The organism is Burkholderia sp. BE12, from assembly GCF_002959955.1.
Classification (GTDB): domain Bacteria; phylum Pseudomonadota; class Gammaproteobacteria; order Burkholderiales; family Burkholderiaceae; genus Burkholderia.
In genome coordinates, this window is sequence record NZ_PREY01000003.1 from 133,489 (window position 1) to 151,260 (window position 17,772).

16 protein-coding genes are annotated in these 17,772 nt (G+C 67.0%); 8 read left to right on the forward strand and 8 right to left on the reverse strand.

Annotated elements, in window-relative coordinates; all coding sequences use genetic code 11:
- The first annotated feature begins 118 nt into the window (after positions 1-118).
- A complete protein-coding gene (locus C4B30_RS04360) occupies positions 119-1,027 on the forward strand; it encodes a helix-turn-helix transcriptional regulator (protein ID WP_105131937.1) in 909 nt (302 codons plus the stop codon).
- A gap of 117 nt (positions 1,028-1,144) precedes the next feature.
- Here C4B30_RS04360 and C4B30_RS04365 read toward each other — a convergent pair whose 3' ends face one another.
- Complete coding sequence (locus C4B30_RS04365) at positions 1,145-2,791, reverse strand: Nramp family divalent metal transporter (RefSeq protein ID WP_027781127.1); 1,647 nt, start codon at positions 2,789-2,791, stop codon at positions 1,145-1,147.
- A 117-nt stretch (positions 2,792-2,908) separates the two neighbouring features.
- Positions 2,909-3,046: a hypothetical protein gene (locus C4B30_RS35580; protein ID WP_179235128.1), complete on the reverse strand. Its 138-nt coding sequence runs from the start codon at positions 3,044-3,046 to the stop codon at positions 2,909-2,911.
- A 1,084-nt stretch (positions 3,047-4,130) separates the two neighbouring features.
- Between C4B30_RS35580 and C4B30_RS04370 the strand changes: the two genes are divergently transcribed.
- Complete coding sequence (locus C4B30_RS04370; RefSeq protein ID WP_089502083.1) at positions 4,131-4,397, forward strand: hypothetical protein; 267 nt, start codon at positions 4,131-4,133, stop codon at positions 4,395-4,397.
- Between the two features lie 90 nt (positions 4,398-4,487).
- Complete coding sequence (locus C4B30_RS04375) at positions 4,488-5,954, forward strand: carbohydrate porin (RefSeq protein ID WP_105131859.1); 1,467 nt, start codon at positions 4,488-4,490, stop codon at positions 5,952-5,954.
- Positions 5,955-6,078: 124 nt separating this feature from the next.
- Here C4B30_RS04375 and treA read toward each other — a convergent pair whose 3' ends face one another.
- Both treA and C4B30_RS04385 read right to left on the reverse strand, forming a co-directional pair.
- Positions 6,079-7,797 carry an alpha,alpha-trehalase TreA gene (gene treA / locus C4B30_RS04380; protein ID WP_105131860.1) on the reverse strand — a complete coding sequence of 573 codons (1,719 nt, stop codon included), beginning with the start codon at positions 7,795-7,797 and terminating at the stop codon, positions 6,079-6,081.
- A 136-nt stretch (positions 7,798-7,933) separates the two neighbouring features.
- Positions 7,934-8,563, reverse strand: coding sequence for a TetR/AcrR family transcriptional regulator (locus C4B30_RS04385; RefSeq protein ID WP_105131861.1), 630 nt, complete (start codon positions 8,561-8,563; stop codon positions 7,934-7,936).
- Positions 8,564-8,966: 403 nt separating this feature from the next.
- Between C4B30_RS04385 and C4B30_RS04395 the strand changes: the two genes are divergently transcribed.
- Positions 8,967-10,355, forward strand: coding sequence for an MFS transporter (locus C4B30_RS04395; protein WP_027781132.1), 1,389 nt, complete (start codon positions 8,967-8,969; stop codon positions 10,353-10,355).
- Between the two features lie 351 nt (positions 10,356-10,706).
- On the forward strand, positions 10,707-11,918 hold the full coding sequence (locus tag C4B30_RS04400; RefSeq protein WP_105131862.1) for a winged helix-turn-helix domain-containing protein: 1,212 nt from the start codon (positions 10,707-10,709) through the stop codon (positions 11,916-11,918).
- Positions 11,919-11,979: 61 nt separating this feature from the next.
- Here the strand turns inward: C4B30_RS04400 and C4B30_RS04405 are convergent, their stop codons facing one another.
- Complete coding sequence (locus C4B30_RS04405; RefSeq protein WP_006480837.1) at positions 11,980-12,198, reverse strand: DUF1653 domain-containing protein; 219 nt, start codon at positions 12,196-12,198, stop codon at positions 11,980-11,982.
- A 58-nt stretch (positions 12,199-12,256) separates the two neighbouring features.
- Positions 12,257-12,700, reverse strand: coding sequence for a GNAT family N-acetyltransferase (locus C4B30_RS04410; RefSeq protein ID WP_027781134.1), 444 nt, complete (start codon positions 12,698-12,700; stop codon positions 12,257-12,259).
- 251 nt (positions 12,701-12,951) lie between these two features.
- Here C4B30_RS04410 and C4B30_RS04415 point away from each other — a divergent pair, with 251 nt between their 5' ends.
- Positions 12,952-13,575 (forward strand): HAD hydrolase-like protein, encoded by a 624-nt coding sequence (locus C4B30_RS04415; protein ID WP_089502089.1) that lies wholly within the window; start codon positions 12,952-12,954, stop codon positions 13,573-13,575.
- 404 nt (positions 13,576-13,979) lie between these two features.
- Positions 13,980-14,558, forward strand: coding sequence for a DUF4142 domain-containing protein (locus C4B30_RS04420; RefSeq protein ID WP_027781136.1), 579 nt, complete (start codon positions 13,980-13,982; stop codon positions 14,556-14,558).
- Positions 14,559-14,672: 114 nt separating this feature from the next.
- Here C4B30_RS04420 and C4B30_RS04425 read toward each other — a convergent pair whose 3' ends face one another.
- A complete protein-coding gene (locus C4B30_RS04425; RefSeq protein WP_105131863.1) occupies positions 14,673-15,272 on the reverse strand; it encodes a GNAT family N-acetyltransferase in 600 nt (199 codons plus the stop codon).
- Between the two features lie 59 nt (positions 15,273-15,331).
- Positions 15,332-16,246, reverse strand: a complete 915-nt coding sequence (locus C4B30_RS04430; RefSeq protein WP_105131864.1) for a LysR family transcriptional regulator — start codon at positions 16,244-16,246, stop codon at positions 15,332-15,334.
- Positions 16,247-16,354: 108 nt separating this feature from the next.
- Here C4B30_RS04430 and lysA point away from each other — a divergent pair, with 108 nt between their 5' ends.
- Positions 16,355-17,593 (forward strand): diaminopimelate decarboxylase, encoded by a 1,239-nt coding sequence (gene lysA / locus C4B30_RS04435; RefSeq protein WP_105131865.1) that lies wholly within the window; start codon positions 16,355-16,357, stop codon positions 17,591-17,593.
- The last annotated feature ends 179 nt before the right edge of the window (positions 17,594-17,772 follow it).

Genomic DNA, 17,772 nt, shown 5'->3' on the forward strand with positions numbered 1-17,772 from the left:
CGTTTCGTCAGGGATGACGATCGACGCATATCACAACGATGCTCGGTCGCACCGCCGCGAATGCCGTACACCATACGGCCGCCGCCAGGCGATGCGCGTCGATTCCGAGGGATGGCTCATGTCCGATATTGCATTGCATGAAGAAGCGGTCGCCCCAACCACCTTGTCCCGCTCGTCGCGCGGATTGAACGCAAGCGCGGACGCGCTGCGCGAGCGCACCGTGCAGGTCGTCTGGTGCGACGACGTGAAACGCGGCGACGTCGCGCAGCCGCACGCGCCGAAGCTCGGCGTCGCCGATACGCTCGCCAACGCGCAGAGCACGGCCGAGCGCAACCGGATCGTCACGAGCCTGCTGCATCTGACGGGCTTCTCGACGTTCGCGTACTTCGCACTCGAATTCACGCGCGAGCGCGTCGAAAGTCTCTACCTGCATGAAGCGTTCACGCCGGCCGCCTATCGCGGCGACTACGTGCGGCACAACCATCACGACGTCGATCCGCGCACGCTCGGCGCGCGCGTGTGCAACATGCCGATCGTGTGGGATCTGCAGCAATTGCGCCGCGAACACCGCGAGCGCGACGATGCGCCGTGCGTGAGCCCGGCCGCGCTCGACGGCTTCCTGCAGACGATGCAGGACGACGGAATGTGCAGCGGCATCATGTATTCGATGGCCGTGCCGGGCACGCGGCTGCACGCGTTCATGAGCTTCACCGCACCGCGCCGCACGCGCGAATGGATCACGCCGGCGACGATCGAGCAGGCGTTGTCGATCGGGCTGTCGGTGCACAAGTTCGCGTCGCCGCAACTGATCTCGACGTCGCGCGAGCGCGCGGTCAACGGGCTCACGCCGTTCGAGCAGGAACTGCTGCTCGGCATCGCCGAAGGTGCGTCCGACAAGGAGATCGGCCGGCGCCTCGACACCAGCGCGCACAACGTCGACTATCACCTGCGCAAGCTGCGCAAGCGCTTCGGCGTCGCGAACCGGATTCAGCTCACGTACCTGACGTCGAAGCTCGAGCTGATCTGAGCACGGGCGCGCCCCGAAACGAGCGCGTAAAAACGCACATGCCGGCCTCGCGGGCCGGCATGTGTGTGTTGCGGCGCGGCGCCGGGTCCGGCGCCGCCTCCTGTCAGACGGGCTGCATTACTTCAGCAGCGTCATCTGGACGACCTTCACGATCACGAGGCCGACCGCGATCACCAGATAGCCGCGCAGCACGGCCATCCAGATCCGCGTCGCGAGCGTCATGTTCTGCGGCTCGAGCGTGTCGAGCGGCGGCATGCGCCACGTGTCGCGCAGCGAACGATCGACCGCCGGCTCCACGACGCGCTTGTTGCGGCGAATCAGCACCGTCGCGAGATAGCCGGCGATGGCGAGCACGGTGCCGCCCACCAGCACGTCGACGATCGCTTCCCCGCTGATGTCCGGATACATCACCGACGCGGTCAGGATGATCGACAGCAGCACCAGCACCCAGATCACCGCGCCCGTGAACACGTTGAGCTTCGTCGAGTTGACCCAGGGCCCCAGCACCTGGCGGTCGTTGCACAGCACGAGCAGGAACACCGTCGCGCTCGGCAGCAGCACGCCGGCCAGCGTCTGCACGGCTTCGGTCAGCAGCCCGAGCGGGCTGCCCGGGATCAGCACGAGCGTGGCCGCGGCCGCGACGATGCCGAAATAGACGAGATAGAAGCCCTTCGCGTCGGTCACGCCGCGGTGCAGCGAGTGACGGATCTTGAACACGTCGCCGATCGCGTACGCGGTCGACAACGACACGGCCGCCGCGCCGATGATGCACGCGTCGAGCAGCGCGACCGCGAACAGCGTGGCACTCGTGCGGCCGGCATACTTCTCGAGGCCCGCGATGACGCCGCCCGCGTCGGTGAAGTTGCCGGCTTCCGGATGGCCGCCGAACAATGCCGAGCTGAAGCCGATCATCGCGACCGCGCCCACCAGCACGAACGCGATGCCGATCCACAAGTCGACCTTTTCATATTTCATGAAGCGCGGCGTGATGCGCTTGTCGATCACGTAGCTCTGCTGAAAGAACAATTGCCATGGCGCGACCGTCGTGCCGACGATGCCGATCACGAGCAGCATCACGTCGGACAGCTTCGTATGCGCGGGCCAGTTCGGCACGAGGAAATCGCGTGTCATCTGCGCGACGGGCGGGTGGATCGAGACGAGCACCGGCACGAGCAGCAGGCTCAGCACGCACAGCCCGATCGCGAACCGCTCGAAGCGCCGGAAATCGCCGGTACTGACCGCGGCCATCGTCAGCGCGGCGGCGACGCACACGCCGGCCACCTTCGGCAATCCGAAGAAATCCAGCACGAACGTGATGCCGATGAACTCGGTGACGATGGTCAGCGCATTGAGCAGAAACAGGTCGATCACGCTGAACGCGCCCCAGAACTTGCCGAAGCGTTCGAAGATCAGGCGCGCATGGCCGACGCCCGTGACCGCACCGAGGCGCAGCACCATTTCCTGGTTCACGTACAGCACGGGCACGAGCAGCAGCAGGGTCCACAACAGCGTCGTGCCGTAGTTCTGGCCGGCCTGCGTATAGGTGCCGAACGCGCCGGCGTCGTTGTCGCCGACCATCACGATCAGGCCGGGGCCGATGATCGCGAGCAGCGTGCGCAGGCGCGCCCACCACGTGCCGCGCGCGCCGGTGTCGTGGTGGGCGATCGTGCCGAGCGCACCGCGGATGTCGCCCAAATGGGCTTCGTCGAGCACGGCGCTGCGATCGACCGCGATCGGTGGAGAGACGTTGGAGGGCGTGGACATGATGAATTCCGTACGGCTAAGGGTTATTCGATAAGCGTGTGACCTTGGAATGCGCACGCGGCGCCGGCCCGCGGGTGGCCGCGCGTGCGCATGCCGAGGCGCGCTCGGCGTGTCTTCTCAGTGGATCAACGATTTCAGCCGGTTCAGCAGGCGGGAGAACACCCGCGGACGAGCGTCGAGCGTCAGCATCGCGTCGTAGTGGTGGCGCGATTCCGTGACGTGCGGAAGGTTCGACAGCAGAAGGCCGAAGTTCATGGTCTGGCTCCGTGCGGCGACGGCAGGCGTGCCGGCCGCGTCTTGGGCGCGGGGCCAGTCCGGGGCCTGAACGACGTGTCAGGCTAGTCGGCCGGATTGTCCCCGCGACCCGGGTTCAAATGGGTCTGCGTATGCAACGGGCATAAGGGACAACTGTCACTGTCGTTCATGGCGGCTCCTGTGCGGTGTTCCGGGGAACACGGTTGACCGCCGTCCGGCGTGCGGGCCGGCATTCGCGCGCCCGAAGAACGCATGCGCGAACGCGGCCGCCTGCCGGGCGGCGGTGAAACCGGGCAACGCATGCGAAAACGCATCACGCTAACCGGCGCGAATCAGGGTGCACGTAGGGGGTTGCTGCGGAATGACTGCTGCGCGCACCGTTTGCCTGAGGGACAAACGGCGGCTTCGATGAGGCGCGGACGTCGGTCGCTCAGGCGGAAATTTCGTTCGAAGATCGACTACTGCAGGCGTCCAAGGCGGCGGCCCCAAGAGTGAAGATGGCGGATTCTATGGATCGCCCGAAAGTGAAGTCAACCCCTCGAAACCCCATTTTTCGAAATAAATTTGCCGCCTGACGCGACTGAAAGATTTGCCCTTGATATAACGTTCCGAAACCTTTCAGCACCGTCAGGACGGCAACCCCGCGCCGATGCGTGCCAGCAACGGCCCGGCGCCCTGCCGCGCATCCTTTTCGCCCTCGCCGGGCGGCCGCGCGGCGGCCCCGCTCCGTTGCGACGCGCGCACGACACTGCGCATCCTTCGTGCGGTTTTTACTTGCGCCGCAGCAAAAGTCGCGACTACAATCCGCCCCAATTCATCACGGGAGTCCCCTCCGTGGACACATGCTCTAGTTGCAGTTCGATGCCGGTTCAGGCCGGCCAAGCCATCGCGAGATAGCAGCCAGACACATGTCTTTTGCCGCTAGCTCGCACTCGTCGGGTTAGCGCGCCTCCACCCGGGCCGGCCATCGCCGGTTCGTCAGTCGCACGCTCCGCCATGTTCCATCCTCCGATCGCAGGCCGCGTCAAGCACCCGCGCTCGATCACGTCGTCCGGCGTTCGCCGGACGGAATGGAGGCAGCGTCATGTTCTTTCAATCGTTCGCGGTCAGACTCAAGCGCATCGTGCACGTCACGCGCAATCGCGCGTTTTCCGGCCTCTCGCCGTTCGCCCGGGCATTCAGCCACTGGCGCGGCGTGGCCCTCGCCCATGTGCCGGCGGCGCCGCGCCCGCTCGATTGCGTGCTGATCGCCGCGACGGCAGCCGCGGTCGCGCTCGCCGCGCTGCTGTGCTCGGTCGCGCCCCGCGTCGGCTTCGCGCAGGTGTGGCGCGTCGGCGGCTGGCTGCCGTAAGCCCTTCTCCGTGCGGGCCGTCTCGTCATGCGCCCCGCATCACGTTCCTGTTTCTTCAGCTTAACTAATCAAACTGCCAACGGAACCCAAATGAAGAACCTGCTCTCACCCGTCCTTCGCGCCGAAGCGCTCGCCACGCTGCTGCTGTCGCTCGCCGCCACCTCCGCATTCGCGCAAGCAGCGTCTCCCGCCGCCGAACCGACGGCCGGCGCGAGCGACGCCGCCCCCACACATCAGGCCGCCGATGCTGCCGCGCCCGCTCCCACCGGCCTTTGGGAGCGCTCGAACCTGCTCGGCAACATGGGCGGCCTGCGTGACGTGCTCGACGAGCACGGCGTCACGCTGAGCCTGCAGGAAACCAGCGAGTACCTGTACAACACCTCCGGCGGCACGAATCGGGGCGGCGCGTACCAGGGGCTCACGCAGTTCGGTTTCACCGTCGATTCCGGCAAGGCGATCGGCCTGCCGGGCGGCACGTTCAACGTGTCGGGGCTGCAGATCCACGGCACCAACCTCACGCAGCGCTACCTGCAGACGTTGCAGACCGCGACCGGCATCGAGGCCAATTCGACCACGCGCCTGTGGGAACTCTGGTACCAGCAGTCGCTGCTCGACGGCAAGGTCGACGTGAGAGTCGGCCAGCAGAGCGTCGACCAGGAATTCATGGTGAGCCAGAACGCGGCGACGTTCATGAACGCGACGTTCGGCTGGCCCGTGCTGCCGTCCACCGACCTGCCGTCCGGCGGCCCCGCATATCCGCTGTCGTCGCTCGGCGTGCGGCTGCGCGTGAAACCGGCCGACGCGTGGACCGCGATGATCGGCGTGTTCGACGGCAATCCGGCCGGCCGCACCGATGGCGACGCGCAGGTGCTGAACGCACATGGCACCAACTTCAACCTGCGCAGCGGCGCATTCGTGATCGGCGAAGTGCAGTACGCGCTGAACGCGCCGTCCGCCGATCCGAAGGCACCGCAGCCGGCCGGCCTGCCCGGCACGTACAAACTCGGCTTCTGGTATCACTCGCAGCACGCGAACGATCCGCGCTACGGCACCGACGGGTTGTCGCTCGCCGATCCCGCGAGCAACGGCACCCCGGCCACGCATCGCGGCAACTACGGCTTCTATGCGGTCGCGGATCAGATGGTGTGGCGGCCGTCCGCCGGCAGCCGGCGCTCGGTCGGCGTGTTCGCGCGCGTGATGGGCTCGCCGGGCGATCGCAACATCGTCGATTTCGCCGCCAACGCCGGCGTGACGCTGAAGGCGCCGTTCGTCGGACGCGACGACGACGTCGCCGGCATCGCGATCGGCTACGCGAAGATCGGCTCGCATGCGCGCGGCCTCGACGGCGACACCGGCGTGTACACGACGCCCGGCTATCCGGTGCGCCGCGCGGAGACGGTCATCGAAGCGACCTACCAGTACCAGGTCGCTCCGTGGTGGCAAGTGCAGGCCGACCTGCAGCACTTCTTCCGCCCGGGCGGCGGCATCCCGAACGCGGCCGGCGCGCGCATCGGCGACGAAACGGTGGTCGGCGTGCGCACGACGATCACGTTCTGACGCAAGCCGCATGAAAACACGGGCCGGACAGCCGCTTGCGCGACGTTCCGGCCCGTGCGGTTGCTTGCCGTGCGGGCACACGGCCCGCCCCGCGCGTTACTCGCGGTGCGTTACTCGCAGCGCATTACTCGCCGTACAGCCCCAGCAGCTTCAGCGTGACGCCGTTGGTCCAGCCGAAGCCGTCCTGCAACGGATATTCGCCGCCCCCGCCACCGCCAGTACCGGCGCCCTCGACCACGTACTTCTCGACGAGCTTGCCTTCGGTCGCGTACACGTGCTTCACGTCGGACAGGAAACGCGTGCCGATGTCCTTCGCGAGCGCCGGTTCGCCATAACGGCGCAGCCCGTCGATCGCGATCCACTGCAGCGGCGCCCAGCCGTTCGGCGCATCCCACTGCTGGCCCGTGTTCTCGGTCGTCGTCGCGAGGCCGCCCGGCTGCAGCAGCGTCTTGCGCACTTCGCGCGCGGTCGCCTTCGCGCGCTCCGGCCACGCGACGCCCGCGAACAGCGGATACAGCGCGGCCGCCGTCACGCCGTCGCGCGGCTTGCGCAACTGCCAGTCATAGTCGCCGTAATAGCCGCGACGGTTCCACAGGTAGTGATTGATCGCGGCCGCACGCCGCGCCGCGCGCCCTGAAAAATCGGCCACGCAGGCGATGTCGCGCGTGATCGCGCAGCCCTTCACGATCGTCGTCTCGAGATGGAACATCAGGCTGTTCAGGTCGACCGGCACGATCGAGGTCGTGCGGATCGTCGCGAGCGTCTTGCCGTCGCCGAACCAGCGCGAGCTGTAGTCCCAGCCGCTTTCGGCGCCCGCGCGCAGGTCGCGGTACACCTCGTTCGCCGGGCGGGACGGCACCGATTTCGCGGTGGTCACGTCCTCGAGATACGACTCGTCGCGCGGCGTGTCGCTCGCATCCCAGTAGCGGTTCAGCACGGCGCCGTCGGGCATCGCGACCACGTTGCGCGCCGCCTGCCCGCGCGGCGTCGTGGTTTCGCCCTGCATCCAGTACGCATGCTCCTTGCGCAGCGCCGGCAGGTATTTCTGGTAGACCTTGTCGCCTTCGGCCTGCGCGGCGAGCGTGACCATGTATGCGAAGAACGGCGGCTGCGAGCGGCTCGCATAGTACGTGCGGTTGCCGTTCGGGATGTGCCCGATCGTATCGATCAGGTATGCGAAGTTGTCGAGCATGTCGTCGACGAGATCCTCGCGCCCCGACACCTGCAGCCCCAGCATCGTGAAATAGGTATCCCAGTAGTAGCCTTCGCGGAAGCGGCCACCCGGCACGACGTACGGCTTCGGCATGGGAATCAGCGAACTGTACGGGGGCGCCGTGACGCTCGTGCGCGTGAGTTGCGGCCACAGCCAGTCGATGTGCTGGCGCAGCGTCTGATTCGGCGGCGGCGTCACGCCGCCTTCCGGTGGCGGCGTGAAATGCTGGTCGACGAACGCCTTCAGCGAGAAGCCCGGCTGCGATTTCTGTTGCTGATACAACTGCACGATCGTCGCGGGATCGGTATCGGGCGTGGCGTCGACGAAGGTCTTCTGGTCGGGATAGAGCTGCGCGGTCTGTACCGCGACGAACAGGTCGCCGTAGAGCTGGCTCGGCGGCGGCAGCAGCGTGCCCGAGGCGGGAGCGGGAGCCGCTGCGGCGGTGGCAGGCATCGCGGACTGGCTGGCCGCTTGCGCGGCGGCCTGGTTCGCATTGTCGGCCTGCGCGGCGCAACCGGCGACGGCGAGATAGGCGATGGCCAGTGCGGCAGCCCAGCGCAGACGCGGCGCGGGCGGTGACTGACGCGACGGGAAGCGAGATGCAAGCGGTGCGGCACGACGTGACGTCATGGCGTGTCCCCTCCTTTCGATGGTGAGTGGATCGGCACGAGGTCTCGTTCGCGCGCGCGTTCGTCTCGATGGCCTTCGATCGATACGCGTCAGATTGTGGTGCGAATGGGTGCGACTGTCGCACGAAACATGCATGTCAAGCAAGTTTCGATTCGCGCGACTCCCGGAGATAACCGCGCACCGCCCGCCACGCACGCGCTTCGAGCGCATCCGCATCGGTCTCGCCGCGCGCGCCCGCCGCATCGACGATGCCTTTCACGATCGCGAGCAGATCGTGCGCGACGACGTCGGGCGCGGCGACGCGCGGCGCATCCCGCAACCCGAGCGCATGCAGCAAGGTCGCGTGGATGCGGTCCGCGACGCGCGCGGTGCGCGCGCCGAGCGGCAACCGCGCTTCCTCGAAATCGATCAGCCGCGCGAGCGCCGGCCGGCGCATCTGGTGCGCGACGGCCCCCCGCACCAGCGTGCGCAGCACGTCGTCGCAGGACGACAGCGCGGCCGCCCGATCGACGTCGTCGAGCAGATGCGCGCTCTCGCGCTCGACGAGCGCGGCGGTCAGCGCATCGCGGTTCGGGAAATATTGGTAGAGCGAGCCGATGCTCACGCCGGCCAGCGCGGCGACCGCGTTCGTCGTGTAGCCGTCGAAGCCGTCGCGTTCGAGAATGCGGGCGGCGGCCTCGATGATGGCGTCGACGGTGGCCACCGAGCGGCGCTGACGCGGCGCCTTGCGCGGCGAAAGCGGAATGCACGACGACGATTCGGACATGGCGGGACGCGAGTTTTGAATATGAGCAAGCGCTCATATTTTAGAAACGCATTGCCACGCCGTCAAAGGAATCGAGACGAGCGGGCCAACGTCGACCCGCTCGTCGCATTCGAGCACGAGTGCGGTCGGCGTGCCGTGCGAAACGCCGTTCGGCGATCACTGCGTCGACGTCCGGCCCGGCATCGAAAACGCGCTCGAGCCCTGCTGTGGCGACGTTGCGTTGGTCGCGCCGAGCAGCGTATGCGGCACGCACGAGCAACGCATCGCTCGCACATGCGCAGTCGTCCTTTCCACGCCGCCCGCCGGAAAAGACGACTGTTGCAACATGCGGAACAACTGTTGTCGTACGTGACGCAACGGTCACATTGTGGGCATAATGGCGTCTTTACCGCGCGCCCAGCCCATGTCGCCCGTCTTTCTAGCACCGCTCATCGTTGCCTGTGCGTTGTTCATGGAAAGCGTCGACGCGAACATCATCGTCACCGCATTGCCTGCGATGGCGAGGGACTTCGGGCACAACCCCGTCACCCTGAACATTGCGATCACCGCCTACGTGGTCGGTCTCGGCGTGTTCATCCCGATCTGCGGCTGGCTCGCCGACCGCTTCAGCGCACGCGCCGTGTTCCGCACCGCGATCGGCATCTTCGTCGTCGGCTCGCTGATGTGCGCGGCGTCCAACTCCCTCGGCCTGCTCACGTTCGCGCGCTTCATACAGGGCGTCGGCGGCGCGATGATGGTGCCGGTCGGCCGCATCATCATCTTCCGCGCGGTGCCGCGCTCCGATCTCGTGCGCGCGATGAACTATCTCGCGATTCCCGCGCTGTTCGGGCCCACGCTCGGGCCGCTCGTCGGCGGCTTCATCACGACCTACCTGCACTGGCGGATGATCTTCTTCATCAACGTGCCGATCGGCCTCTATGGGATCTACCTCGCGAGCAAGCACATCGCGAACACGCACGAGCCCGATCCGGGCCCGCTCGACTGGTTCGGCTTCCTGCTGTCGGCGAGCGGCGCCGCGCTGCTGCTGATGGGCCTCACGCTGATCGACGGTTCGCTCACGTCGCGCTCGAACGCCATCATCATGTGCGTGGCCGGCGCCGCGATGCTCGCGCTGTACGTGCCGTACGCGCGCCGCAAGGAACGCCCGGTGCTCGACCTGAGTTTCCTGAAGATCCCGACGTACCACGCGAGCGTCGTCGGCGGGTCGCTGTTCCGCATCGGGCTCGGCGCGGTGCCGTTCCTGCTGCCGCTCGCGCTTCAGGAAGGGCTCGGCATGAGCGCGTTCCACTCGGGGCTCATCACGTGCGCGTCCGCGCTCGGCGGCGCGGTCAGCCGCTCGACCGCCACGCATACGCTGCGACGCTTCGGTTTTCGCACGGTGCTGATCTACAACGCGGCATTCGCGGGCCTCGCGATCGCCGCGTACGGCGTGTTCCATCCCGGCATGGCGACCTGGGCGATCTGGCTGATCGTGCTCGTCGGCGGCATCTTCCCCGCGCTGCAGTTCACGAGCCTGAATTCGATGATCTACGCGGACATCTCGCCGCGCGACGCAGGCCGCGCGACGAGCCTCGGCAGCGTCGTGCAGCAGATGTCGCTCGGCCTCGGCGTGACGGTGGCCGGCCTCGTGCTGCACGTGTCGCACTGGCTCCAGGGCCATCAGGAGATGGTGTGGTCGGATTTCTGGCCCGCGTTCCTCGTGGTCGGGCTGTGCTCGTTCGCGTCGATTCCGATCACGCGGCGGCTGCCGCCTGGCGCCGGGGACGAAGTCGCGCGCGGCAAGCGGCAATAAGCGGCCGACGCGGCGACATGACCTGTCGCGCGGCAGCGGATGACGAACCGGAAAAAAAATCAGCGGACATCCACACGGGGCCGGTGCACGGCCGCATGGATGTCCGCTCAGGGCTCCGGGTCTCCCGATGGGGGTGGGAATCCCGGATTCGCTTCCTGCGTGCCATGGACATATGTGCGTCGGAAGCGGAATCGTTGCGCGCACTTGTCGTCGCGCCATGAACTGCACTATAGGGAAACTTGCAAAACGCATCTGTCAACCATTGTCAGACGCGTTGCGGCCGCACGTCGCCCGCGCGCGCCGCTTTCGCGCTAAAGTGGCTCCCGATCGCCCTTCTCGACCGTCCTTCCGATGCTCACGCTTTCGCCCGCCTCCGCCCGCGCACTGCATCTCGCCGCACAGGGCCTGCTCACGCCACCGCGCCGCAAGGCGACCAAGTCCGACGTGCTCGACACGATCCGCCGGATGGCGCAGTTGCAGATCGACACCATCCACGTCGTCGCGCGCAGCCCGTATCTCGTGCTGTTCAGCCGTCTCGGCGATTTCTCGCCGCACTGGCTCGACGAACATCTCGCCGAGGCGCGCCTGTTCGAATACTGGTCGCACGAAGCATGTTTCCTGCCGATCGAGCAGTTCGGGCTGATGCGCTACAAGATGCTCGATCCGTCGGGGATGGGCTGGAAATATGCGGCGGAATGGCACGAGCAGAATCGTCCCGAGATCGAACGGCTGCTTGCGCGGATTCGCGAGGAAGGCCCGGTGCGGTCGGCCGATTTCGCGCGCGAGGATGGCGTGAAGGGCAACGGCTGGTGGGATCGCAAGCCGGAAAAGCGTCACCTCGAAGTGCTGTTCACGACGGGCGACCTGATGGTGTCGGAGCGCCGCAATTTCCAGCGCGTGTACGACGTGCGCGAACGCGTGCTGCCCGGCTGGGACGATACGCGCGACCTGCCGCCACGCGATACCGTGCTGCCTGCGCTGCTCGACTACACGTGTCGCGCGCTCGGCGTCGTGCGCGCGGACTGGGTGGCCGACTACTATCGGCTGCCGCGCCGTTCGTACCGCGCGGAACTCGAGCGGCTCGCCGAGGCCGGCGATCTGATTCCGGTGCGGATCGACGACTGGAAGGAGCCGGCCTACGTGCACCGCTCGCTCGACGCGCTACTGCCGGCGGCTGCGGACGACACGCTACGCTCGACGGTCACGACGCTGCTGTCGCCGTTCGACCCGGTCGTGTGGGATCGCCGGCGCGCATCGACCCTGTTCGGTTTCGACTACACGATCGAGTGCTATACGCCGGAGCACAAGCGGCGCTACGGCTATTTCTGCCTGCCCGTGCTGCATCGCGGCCGGCTGGTGGGCCGCGTCGACGCGAAAGCGCATCGCACGCTCGGCACGTTCGAACTGAAGGCCGTGCATGTCGAGCCGGGCGTGCGGTTCGGCAGCGGGCTCGCGGCCGACGTGGCGAAGGCCGTGAAGAAACTCGCGGCGTGGCACGGCACGCCGGAGGTGACGGTCAGGCATGCACCCCCGGAGCTGGTGAAGGCACTCGCCGGTACGTAACGCACGTACGCTCGCTCACGCAACCGGCCCACACTGCGGCGCATGCGCCGCCGGCCGCGGATCAGTCGCGCAGCTTGCGAAAACGCGGCGTGCCGTCTTCGAGATTGCCGTTGAACATCGCTTCCGGCCGCACCCAGAGCCCGCGCGCATGCGGCCACAGATGCTCGTACACGACCACCGATTCCTCGGTTTCGGAATGGCGGGCGACGCCGATGTAGCGGTACAGGCCGCCCTTGTAGTGGCGGTGCGTTGCGAGCTGTTCGGCTTCCTGTTCGGTCATGATGTGCTTCTCTTCGGCAAAAAACGGAAAGCGCGTATTGTATGCGCTGCGCCGCGCATCAGCGTTTCGTATAGATGTCGGGGCGGCGGATCTCCATCAGCCGCTCGGGGTTCGCGGGCGGACCGAAACCGACCGGCCGGTACAAATCGTGCGCGTCGGTCGTCGCGAGCATGATGCGGCGCAGCCCCTGCACCATCTCCTGCGCGAATATATGGTCGATCAGTGCGCGGCCGTATCCGTTGCCGCGTTCGGCCGGCAGCACGAACACGTCGCACAGGTACGCGAACGTCGCATGATCGGTGACGAGCCGCGCGAACCCGACGAGCCGGTCGCCGACGTACGCGCCGAAGCACAACGAACCCTCGATCGCCCGCTCGACGACGTCGCGCGGAATACCCTGCGACCAGTACGCGTCGCGATGCAGGAAGTCGAAGATCGCGTCGATGTCGAGTTCGCGCTTGTCGGTGGAAAATCTGAGCGTGGCGGGGGTGGCAGCGGGCACGTCTGTTCTCCGGTCGGGACGGAAGGCGGAGCATCGACGATACCGCGCTGGCGAGTGGGGGACAAGGGTGCGGGAGGGCACCGCGGAAGAACAGGCGCGCGTCGAGACCTATACAATATTTTTATATCTATTCCGGCAGCGCCTCACTTGCACGGTTACACGTACAAAACCTTCAGATCAGCATCGTGTCCTGCCGCTATCGCTACGAGTAGGCCCCATGTCGCCCGCCCGATAAACTTCCACGCTGCCTCATGACCTACCGCCTCGTCGCATTCGACTTCGACGGCACGCTCGCCGATTCGCTCGACAGTTTTCTCGCCGCGCTGTCGGAAGCGTCACGCCTGCACGGCTTTCGCGACGCCACGCCCGATCTGCGCCCGGCGCTGCGCGGCATGTCGGCGCGCGACATCATCCGCGCGCTCGACGTGCCGATGTGGAAAGTGCCGCGCGTGACGATCGACATGCGCCGCCTGATGCGGCCGCGCATTGCGCAAGTGATGTTGTTCCCGGGCGTCGACGAAACCTTCGACGCGCTCGCCGCCCGCGGCATCCGCATCGCGATCGCCACGTCGAATACCGAGGAAATCGTGCGTGACCGGCTCGGCCCGCGCATCGGCGCGCGCGTCGATCATTTCGCATGCGGCATTCCGCTGTTCGGCAAGGCGCGCCGTCTGCGCGCGCTCGTTCGCGAGGCCGGCGTGCGCGCCGACGAAGTGCTGTACGTCGGCGACGAAATCCGCGACGCGGATGCGGCACGGCGTGCACATATCGCCTTTCAAGGCGTCGCGTGGGGCTACACGGCGCCCGACGCGTTGCAGGCACATTGCGCGACGCCGTTACTGCCGCGCCTCGATGCGCTGATCGATCGCGTGTAAGGCTTTCACGCACACCACCACACGCGACCCTCTCGCCCGACGCGACGCCACGGCAACAGCCGCGGCAACATCACGCCGATGAAATGCAGATGACACGCACGCGCATCTCATGCATTGCATGCGCCACGCGCACGCAAAAATTGCCGCCGCCGCATACGCATCAGGTATGCACTACCTGTCCGCGCGCATGCCCCTCGATTCGTCTTACCAACCGTTACACAAACCACAGCACGGTTGCACCTGCTACTCGACCGCTCTCCTAGAATCAGTCGGGCCGGAAAACACTTCGACCGGCGCCGCGGCAGAGCGGCGGTCGAATCCGGCCCGGGCGCGCCCGGTCTCTCGCACAGCGACGGATCACACGATCCGTTTTTCAACCAGAGCCCCGATCGAAAGGAGGTCACATGAACCGCTTTCCCCACATTTCGCGCCTTGCTTTGTCTGCCGCCGGCCTGCTTCTCGTCGCCGTGACGGCGACCGCGCAAACCGCGCAACCGGCGCCCGGCGCGTCGGCTGCGCCGGCCGCGACCGCGACGCGCATCCACGAAGCCGACCAGGCCTTCATCACGGACGGCACGAAGACCGTGTCGACCCAGCACGACGCCGCGCGCATCGCCGATTCGCGCACGTCGGACAGCCAGGTCAAGGCGTTCGCGCAACGCGTGTCGACCGACGATGCAAAGATCATCCAGGCGATGCGCGCGGCGAGCCCGCGCGGCGTCGACGTGCCGGCCAACGACCCGGACACGACCGTGCTGAACAGCATCAAGAGCCTGCGCGGTGCCGAATTCGACAAGGCGTATATCGAACAGGTCGCGCTCGCCGGCCAGCAGAAGGCGATCTCGGCGTTCCAGGCCGAAATCGCGTCGGGCCGCGACACCAAGCTGAAGGAAGTCGCACGCCAGGCGCTGCCGATCCTGCAGGCGCACTACGCGGACGCGCAGAAGCTCGCGCAGCGTCATCACCTCGCATCGGCGCAGTAAGGCGATGCAGCGCCGCGTATCGTGCGCGGCGCACCGTTTCCCCCGCCGTCGCGCTGCCGCCTCCCCTGCCGGCGGCGCGATGCGCGTCGAGCATCAGGCGTCCCGCGTCACACCTCAGGTCGCCAGCTTCGCCTCGAGTCGTGCACGCACTTCCGGCCATTCGTCGTCGATGATGCTGAAGCGTACCGAGTTGCGCTTGCGGCCATCCGGCATGATCCGCTCGTGGCGCACGATGCCCTCCTGTTTCGCGCCGAGCCGCAGGATCGCCGCGCGCGATTTCTCGTTCAGCTCGTCCGTCGTGAACTGCACGCGCACGCATTGCAGCGTGTCGAACGCATAAGCCAGCAGCAACCACTTCGCTTCGGTATTCGCGCGCGTACGCTGCGCCGATTCGCTCAGCCACGTATGCCCGATCTCGAGCTTGCGATTCTTGCGGTCGATCTTCCAGAAACGCGTACTGCCGATGGCGCGGCCCGACGCGCGATCGACGATCACGAACGGCATCACGGTGCCGGCCGCCCGCCCCTGCAACGCCGCGTCGATGTAGGCGTCGACCGTATGCGCACCCGGCACGACCGTGACCGTCAGGTTCCACAACTCGCCGTCGGCCGCGGCGTCCAGCAGCGCCTGCCGGTCGGATGCATCGAGCGGGCGGAGGACGACACGTTCGCCGGTGAGGGTCGGTTGTTCGAGGAGAGACGATGCGTCGGTCATGGCGGGATTCCGGAAAATGAGGACGATGGCGGCGAAACGCCCATCATACGGCGCCGCCGCTAGCCGAGGAGTGCGGCCAGCCGGCGGCGGATCGCCTTCGCTTCGCCGCGCAACGCGTCGGCGAACGCATCGACGAGCAGGCTCTTCGGCCGGTGCTCGGGCACGATCACGCTGACCCGGTACGGAAACGAGCGCGTCAGCGGCCGCACGTGCAGGTCGCGGCCGACGAAATCGAGCGCCGTGAGCGGGTTGACGATCGCGGCCCCGAGCCCTTGCCGAACGAACGCACACACCGACACCGCCGACGGCGTGTCGACCACCGAACGCGGCGCGACGCCGAGCTGCGCGAACGCCTCGTCGATCAGGATGCGGTACGGATCGTTCAGCGACAGGCTCACGAACGGGCGGTCGGCGAGATCCAGCAGGTCGATCGCGTCCTGCGCGAGCAACGGATGGCCGTCGGGCAGCACGCACACCTCGTCGACTTCGAGCAGCGGCGTGAGCACGGTGCCGGCCGGCGCGACGTCGTGCTCGGTCAACCCGAGGTCGTAACGTTGGGCAGTGAGCCACTCCTCCAGCACCGGCGACTCCTGCGTCGCGACCGACACGCTGACGCCCGCATGCGCCTCGTGAAAACGCCGGCACGCACCGGGCAGGATCGCGTGCGAGAACGCCGGCAACGCGATCACCGACAGTTGCCCGTCGCGAAACTCGCGCAGGCGCGCGGCCGTCGCCGCGACGCGTTCGAGCCCCACATACGCGAGCCGCACGTCGTCGAACAGCGTGAGCGCGGCCATCGTCGGGCGCAGCCGGCCGTGCGCGCGTTCGAACAGCGCAAAGCCGACGACCTGCTCCATCCGCGCCAGCTCACGGCTGATGGTGGGCTGCGACGTGTACAGCATCTCGGCCGCACGCGTGGTGCTGCCGGTGACCATCAGCGCGCGAAAAACCTCGATATGACGGTGCGTGAGCATGACGTATATATCAAAAATGAATCGAGTATCGATAGATAGGCATTTTACTGTATAGACAAACAGGCGCATCATCCCGGCTATCCGTTCATTCGATCCGATTCATCCGCCATGTCCCTCGATTCCCGCCAGCTCGCGACGCTCGCGCAGCAATACGGCACCCCGCTGTGGGTGTACGACGCCGACGTCATCCGCGACCGCATCGCCCAACTGCGCCAGTTCGACGTGATCCGCTATGCGCAGAAGGCGAATTCGAACGTCCATATCCTGAAGCTGATGCGCGAGGAAGGCGCGTGTGTCGACGCCGTGTCGCTCGGCGAGATCGAGCGCAGCCTCGCGGCCGGATTCAGTCCGACGGGCGAGCCGGAAGGCGTCGTCTTCACGGCCGACCTGATCGACCGCCCGACGCTCGCGGCGGTGCTGAAGCATGGGGTGATCGTGAACGCCGGTTCGCTCGACATGCTCGCGCGCATCGGCGAGCACGCACCCGGCCACCGCGTGTGGCTGCGCGTCAACCCCGGTTTCGGCCACGGCCACAGCAACAAGACCAACACCGGCGGCCCGCAGAGCAAGCACGGCATCTGGATCGACGACGTCCCGCGGGCGATCGAGATCGTGCGCCAGCATGGGCTGAAGCTCGTCGGCATCCATATGCACATCGGTTCGGGCGTCGACTACGGCCACCTGTCGCAGGTGTGCGATGCGATGGTCGATCTCGTCACGTCGCTCGGCCACGACATCGACGCGATCTCGGCCGGCGGCGGCCTGTCGATTCCGTATCGCGACGGCGAACCGCGTGTCGACGTCGGTCACTACTTCAGCCAGTGGGACGCCGCGCGCAAGCGGATCGAACGGCATCTCGGCCATCCGGTGCGCATCGAGATCGAACCGGGCCGCTTTCTCGTCGCCGAAGCCGGCACGCTCGTCACCGAAGTACAGGCCGTCAACCATCGGCCGAAACACGATTTCGTGCTGATCGACGCGGGCTTCAACGACCTGATGCGCCCGTCGATGTACGGCAGCTATCACGCGGTGTCGGTGCACGCGCACGATGGCGCGCCGCCCGTCGGCCGGCCGCTCGTCGACCTCGCGATCGCCGGGCCGCTGTGCGAATCGGGCGACGTGTTCACGCAGGATGCAGGCGGTGTGGTCACGCACCGCAAGCTCGCGCAGCCGCGGATCGGCGACCTGCTGTTCCTGCACGACGCGGGCGCGTATGGCGCGTCGATGTCCTCGAACTACAACAGCCGGCCGCTCGCGCCGGAAGTGCTGGTCGATCGCGGCACGCCGCGACTGATCCGCCGCCGGCAGACGATCGGCGAATTACTCGCGCTGGAAACGTTCGAGTAACCCGCCCGGCGTAACGAACGCCAACGGCCAGGCTTGCCGCAACCGGCAGCCTGGCCGTTTTGCTTTTCGGCATGCCGCCGGGTCGCGCGCGGAGCAACCGCGCGAGCGCGCCGTAGCACCTGATCCCTCTCCTCGTGCGCAACCGCAGCAGATCGCTTGCGCCACCTTTCGCGCGCAGA

What these genes read in the sequence shown, in the direction of transcription:
- C4B30_RS04360 (WP_105131937.1), top strand. Translation starts at nt 119, where the DNA reads ATGTCCGATATTGCATTGCATGAAGAAGCGGTCGCCCCAACCACCTTG.
- C4B30_RS04365 (WP_027781127.1), bottom strand. Translation starts at nt 2,791, where the DNA reads ATGTCCACGCCCTCCAACGTCTCTCCACCGATCGCGGTCGATCGCAGC.
- C4B30_RS35580 (WP_179235128.1), bottom strand. Translation starts at nt 3,046, where the DNA reads ATGAACTTCGGCCTTCTGCTGTCGAACCTTCCGCACGTCACGGAATCG.
- C4B30_RS04370 (WP_089502083.1), top strand. Translation starts at nt 4,131, where the DNA reads ATGTTCTTTCAATCGTTCGCGGTCAGACTCAAGCGCATCGTGCACGTC.
- C4B30_RS04375 (WP_105131859.1), top strand. Translation starts at nt 4,488, where the DNA reads ATGAAGAACCTGCTCTCACCCGTCCTTCGCGCCGAAGCGCTCGCCACG.
- treA (WP_105131860.1), bottom strand. Translation starts at nt 7,797, where the DNA reads ATGACGTCACGTCGTGCCGCACCGCTTGCATCTCGCTTCCCGTCGCGT.
- C4B30_RS04385 (WP_105131861.1), bottom strand. Translation starts at nt 8,563, where the DNA reads ATGTCCGAATCGTCGTCGTGCATTCCGCTTTCGCCGCGCAAGGCGCCG.
- C4B30_RS04395 (WP_027781132.1), top strand. Translation starts at nt 8,967, where the DNA reads ATGTCGCCCGTCTTTCTAGCACCGCTCATCGTTGCCTGTGCGTTGTTC.
- C4B30_RS04400 (WP_105131862.1), top strand. Translation starts at nt 10,707, where the DNA reads ATGCTCACGCTTTCGCCCGCCTCCGCCCGCGCACTGCATCTCGCCGCA.
- C4B30_RS04405 (WP_006480837.1), bottom strand. Translation starts at nt 12,198, where the DNA reads ATGACCGAACAGGAAGCCGAACAGCTCGCAACGCACCGCCACTACAAG.
- C4B30_RS04415 (WP_089502089.1), top strand. Translation starts at nt 12,952, where the DNA reads ATGACCTACCGCCTCGTCGCATTCGACTTCGACGGCACGCTCGCCGAT.
- C4B30_RS04420 (WP_027781136.1), top strand. Translation starts at nt 13,980, where the DNA reads ATGAACCGCTTTCCCCACATTTCGCGCCTTGCTTTGTCTGCCGCCGGC.
- C4B30_RS04425 (WP_105131863.1), bottom strand. Translation starts at nt 15,272, where the DNA reads ATGACCGACGCATCGTCTCTCCTCGAACAACCGACCCTCACCGGCGAA.
- C4B30_RS04430 (WP_105131864.1), bottom strand. Translation starts at nt 16,246, where the DNA reads ATGCTCACGCACCGTCATATCGAGGTTTTTCGCGCGCTGATGGTCACC.
- lysA (WP_105131865.1), top strand. Translation starts at nt 16,355, where the DNA reads ATGTCCCTCGATTCCCGCCAGCTCGCGACGCTCGCGCAGCAATACGGC.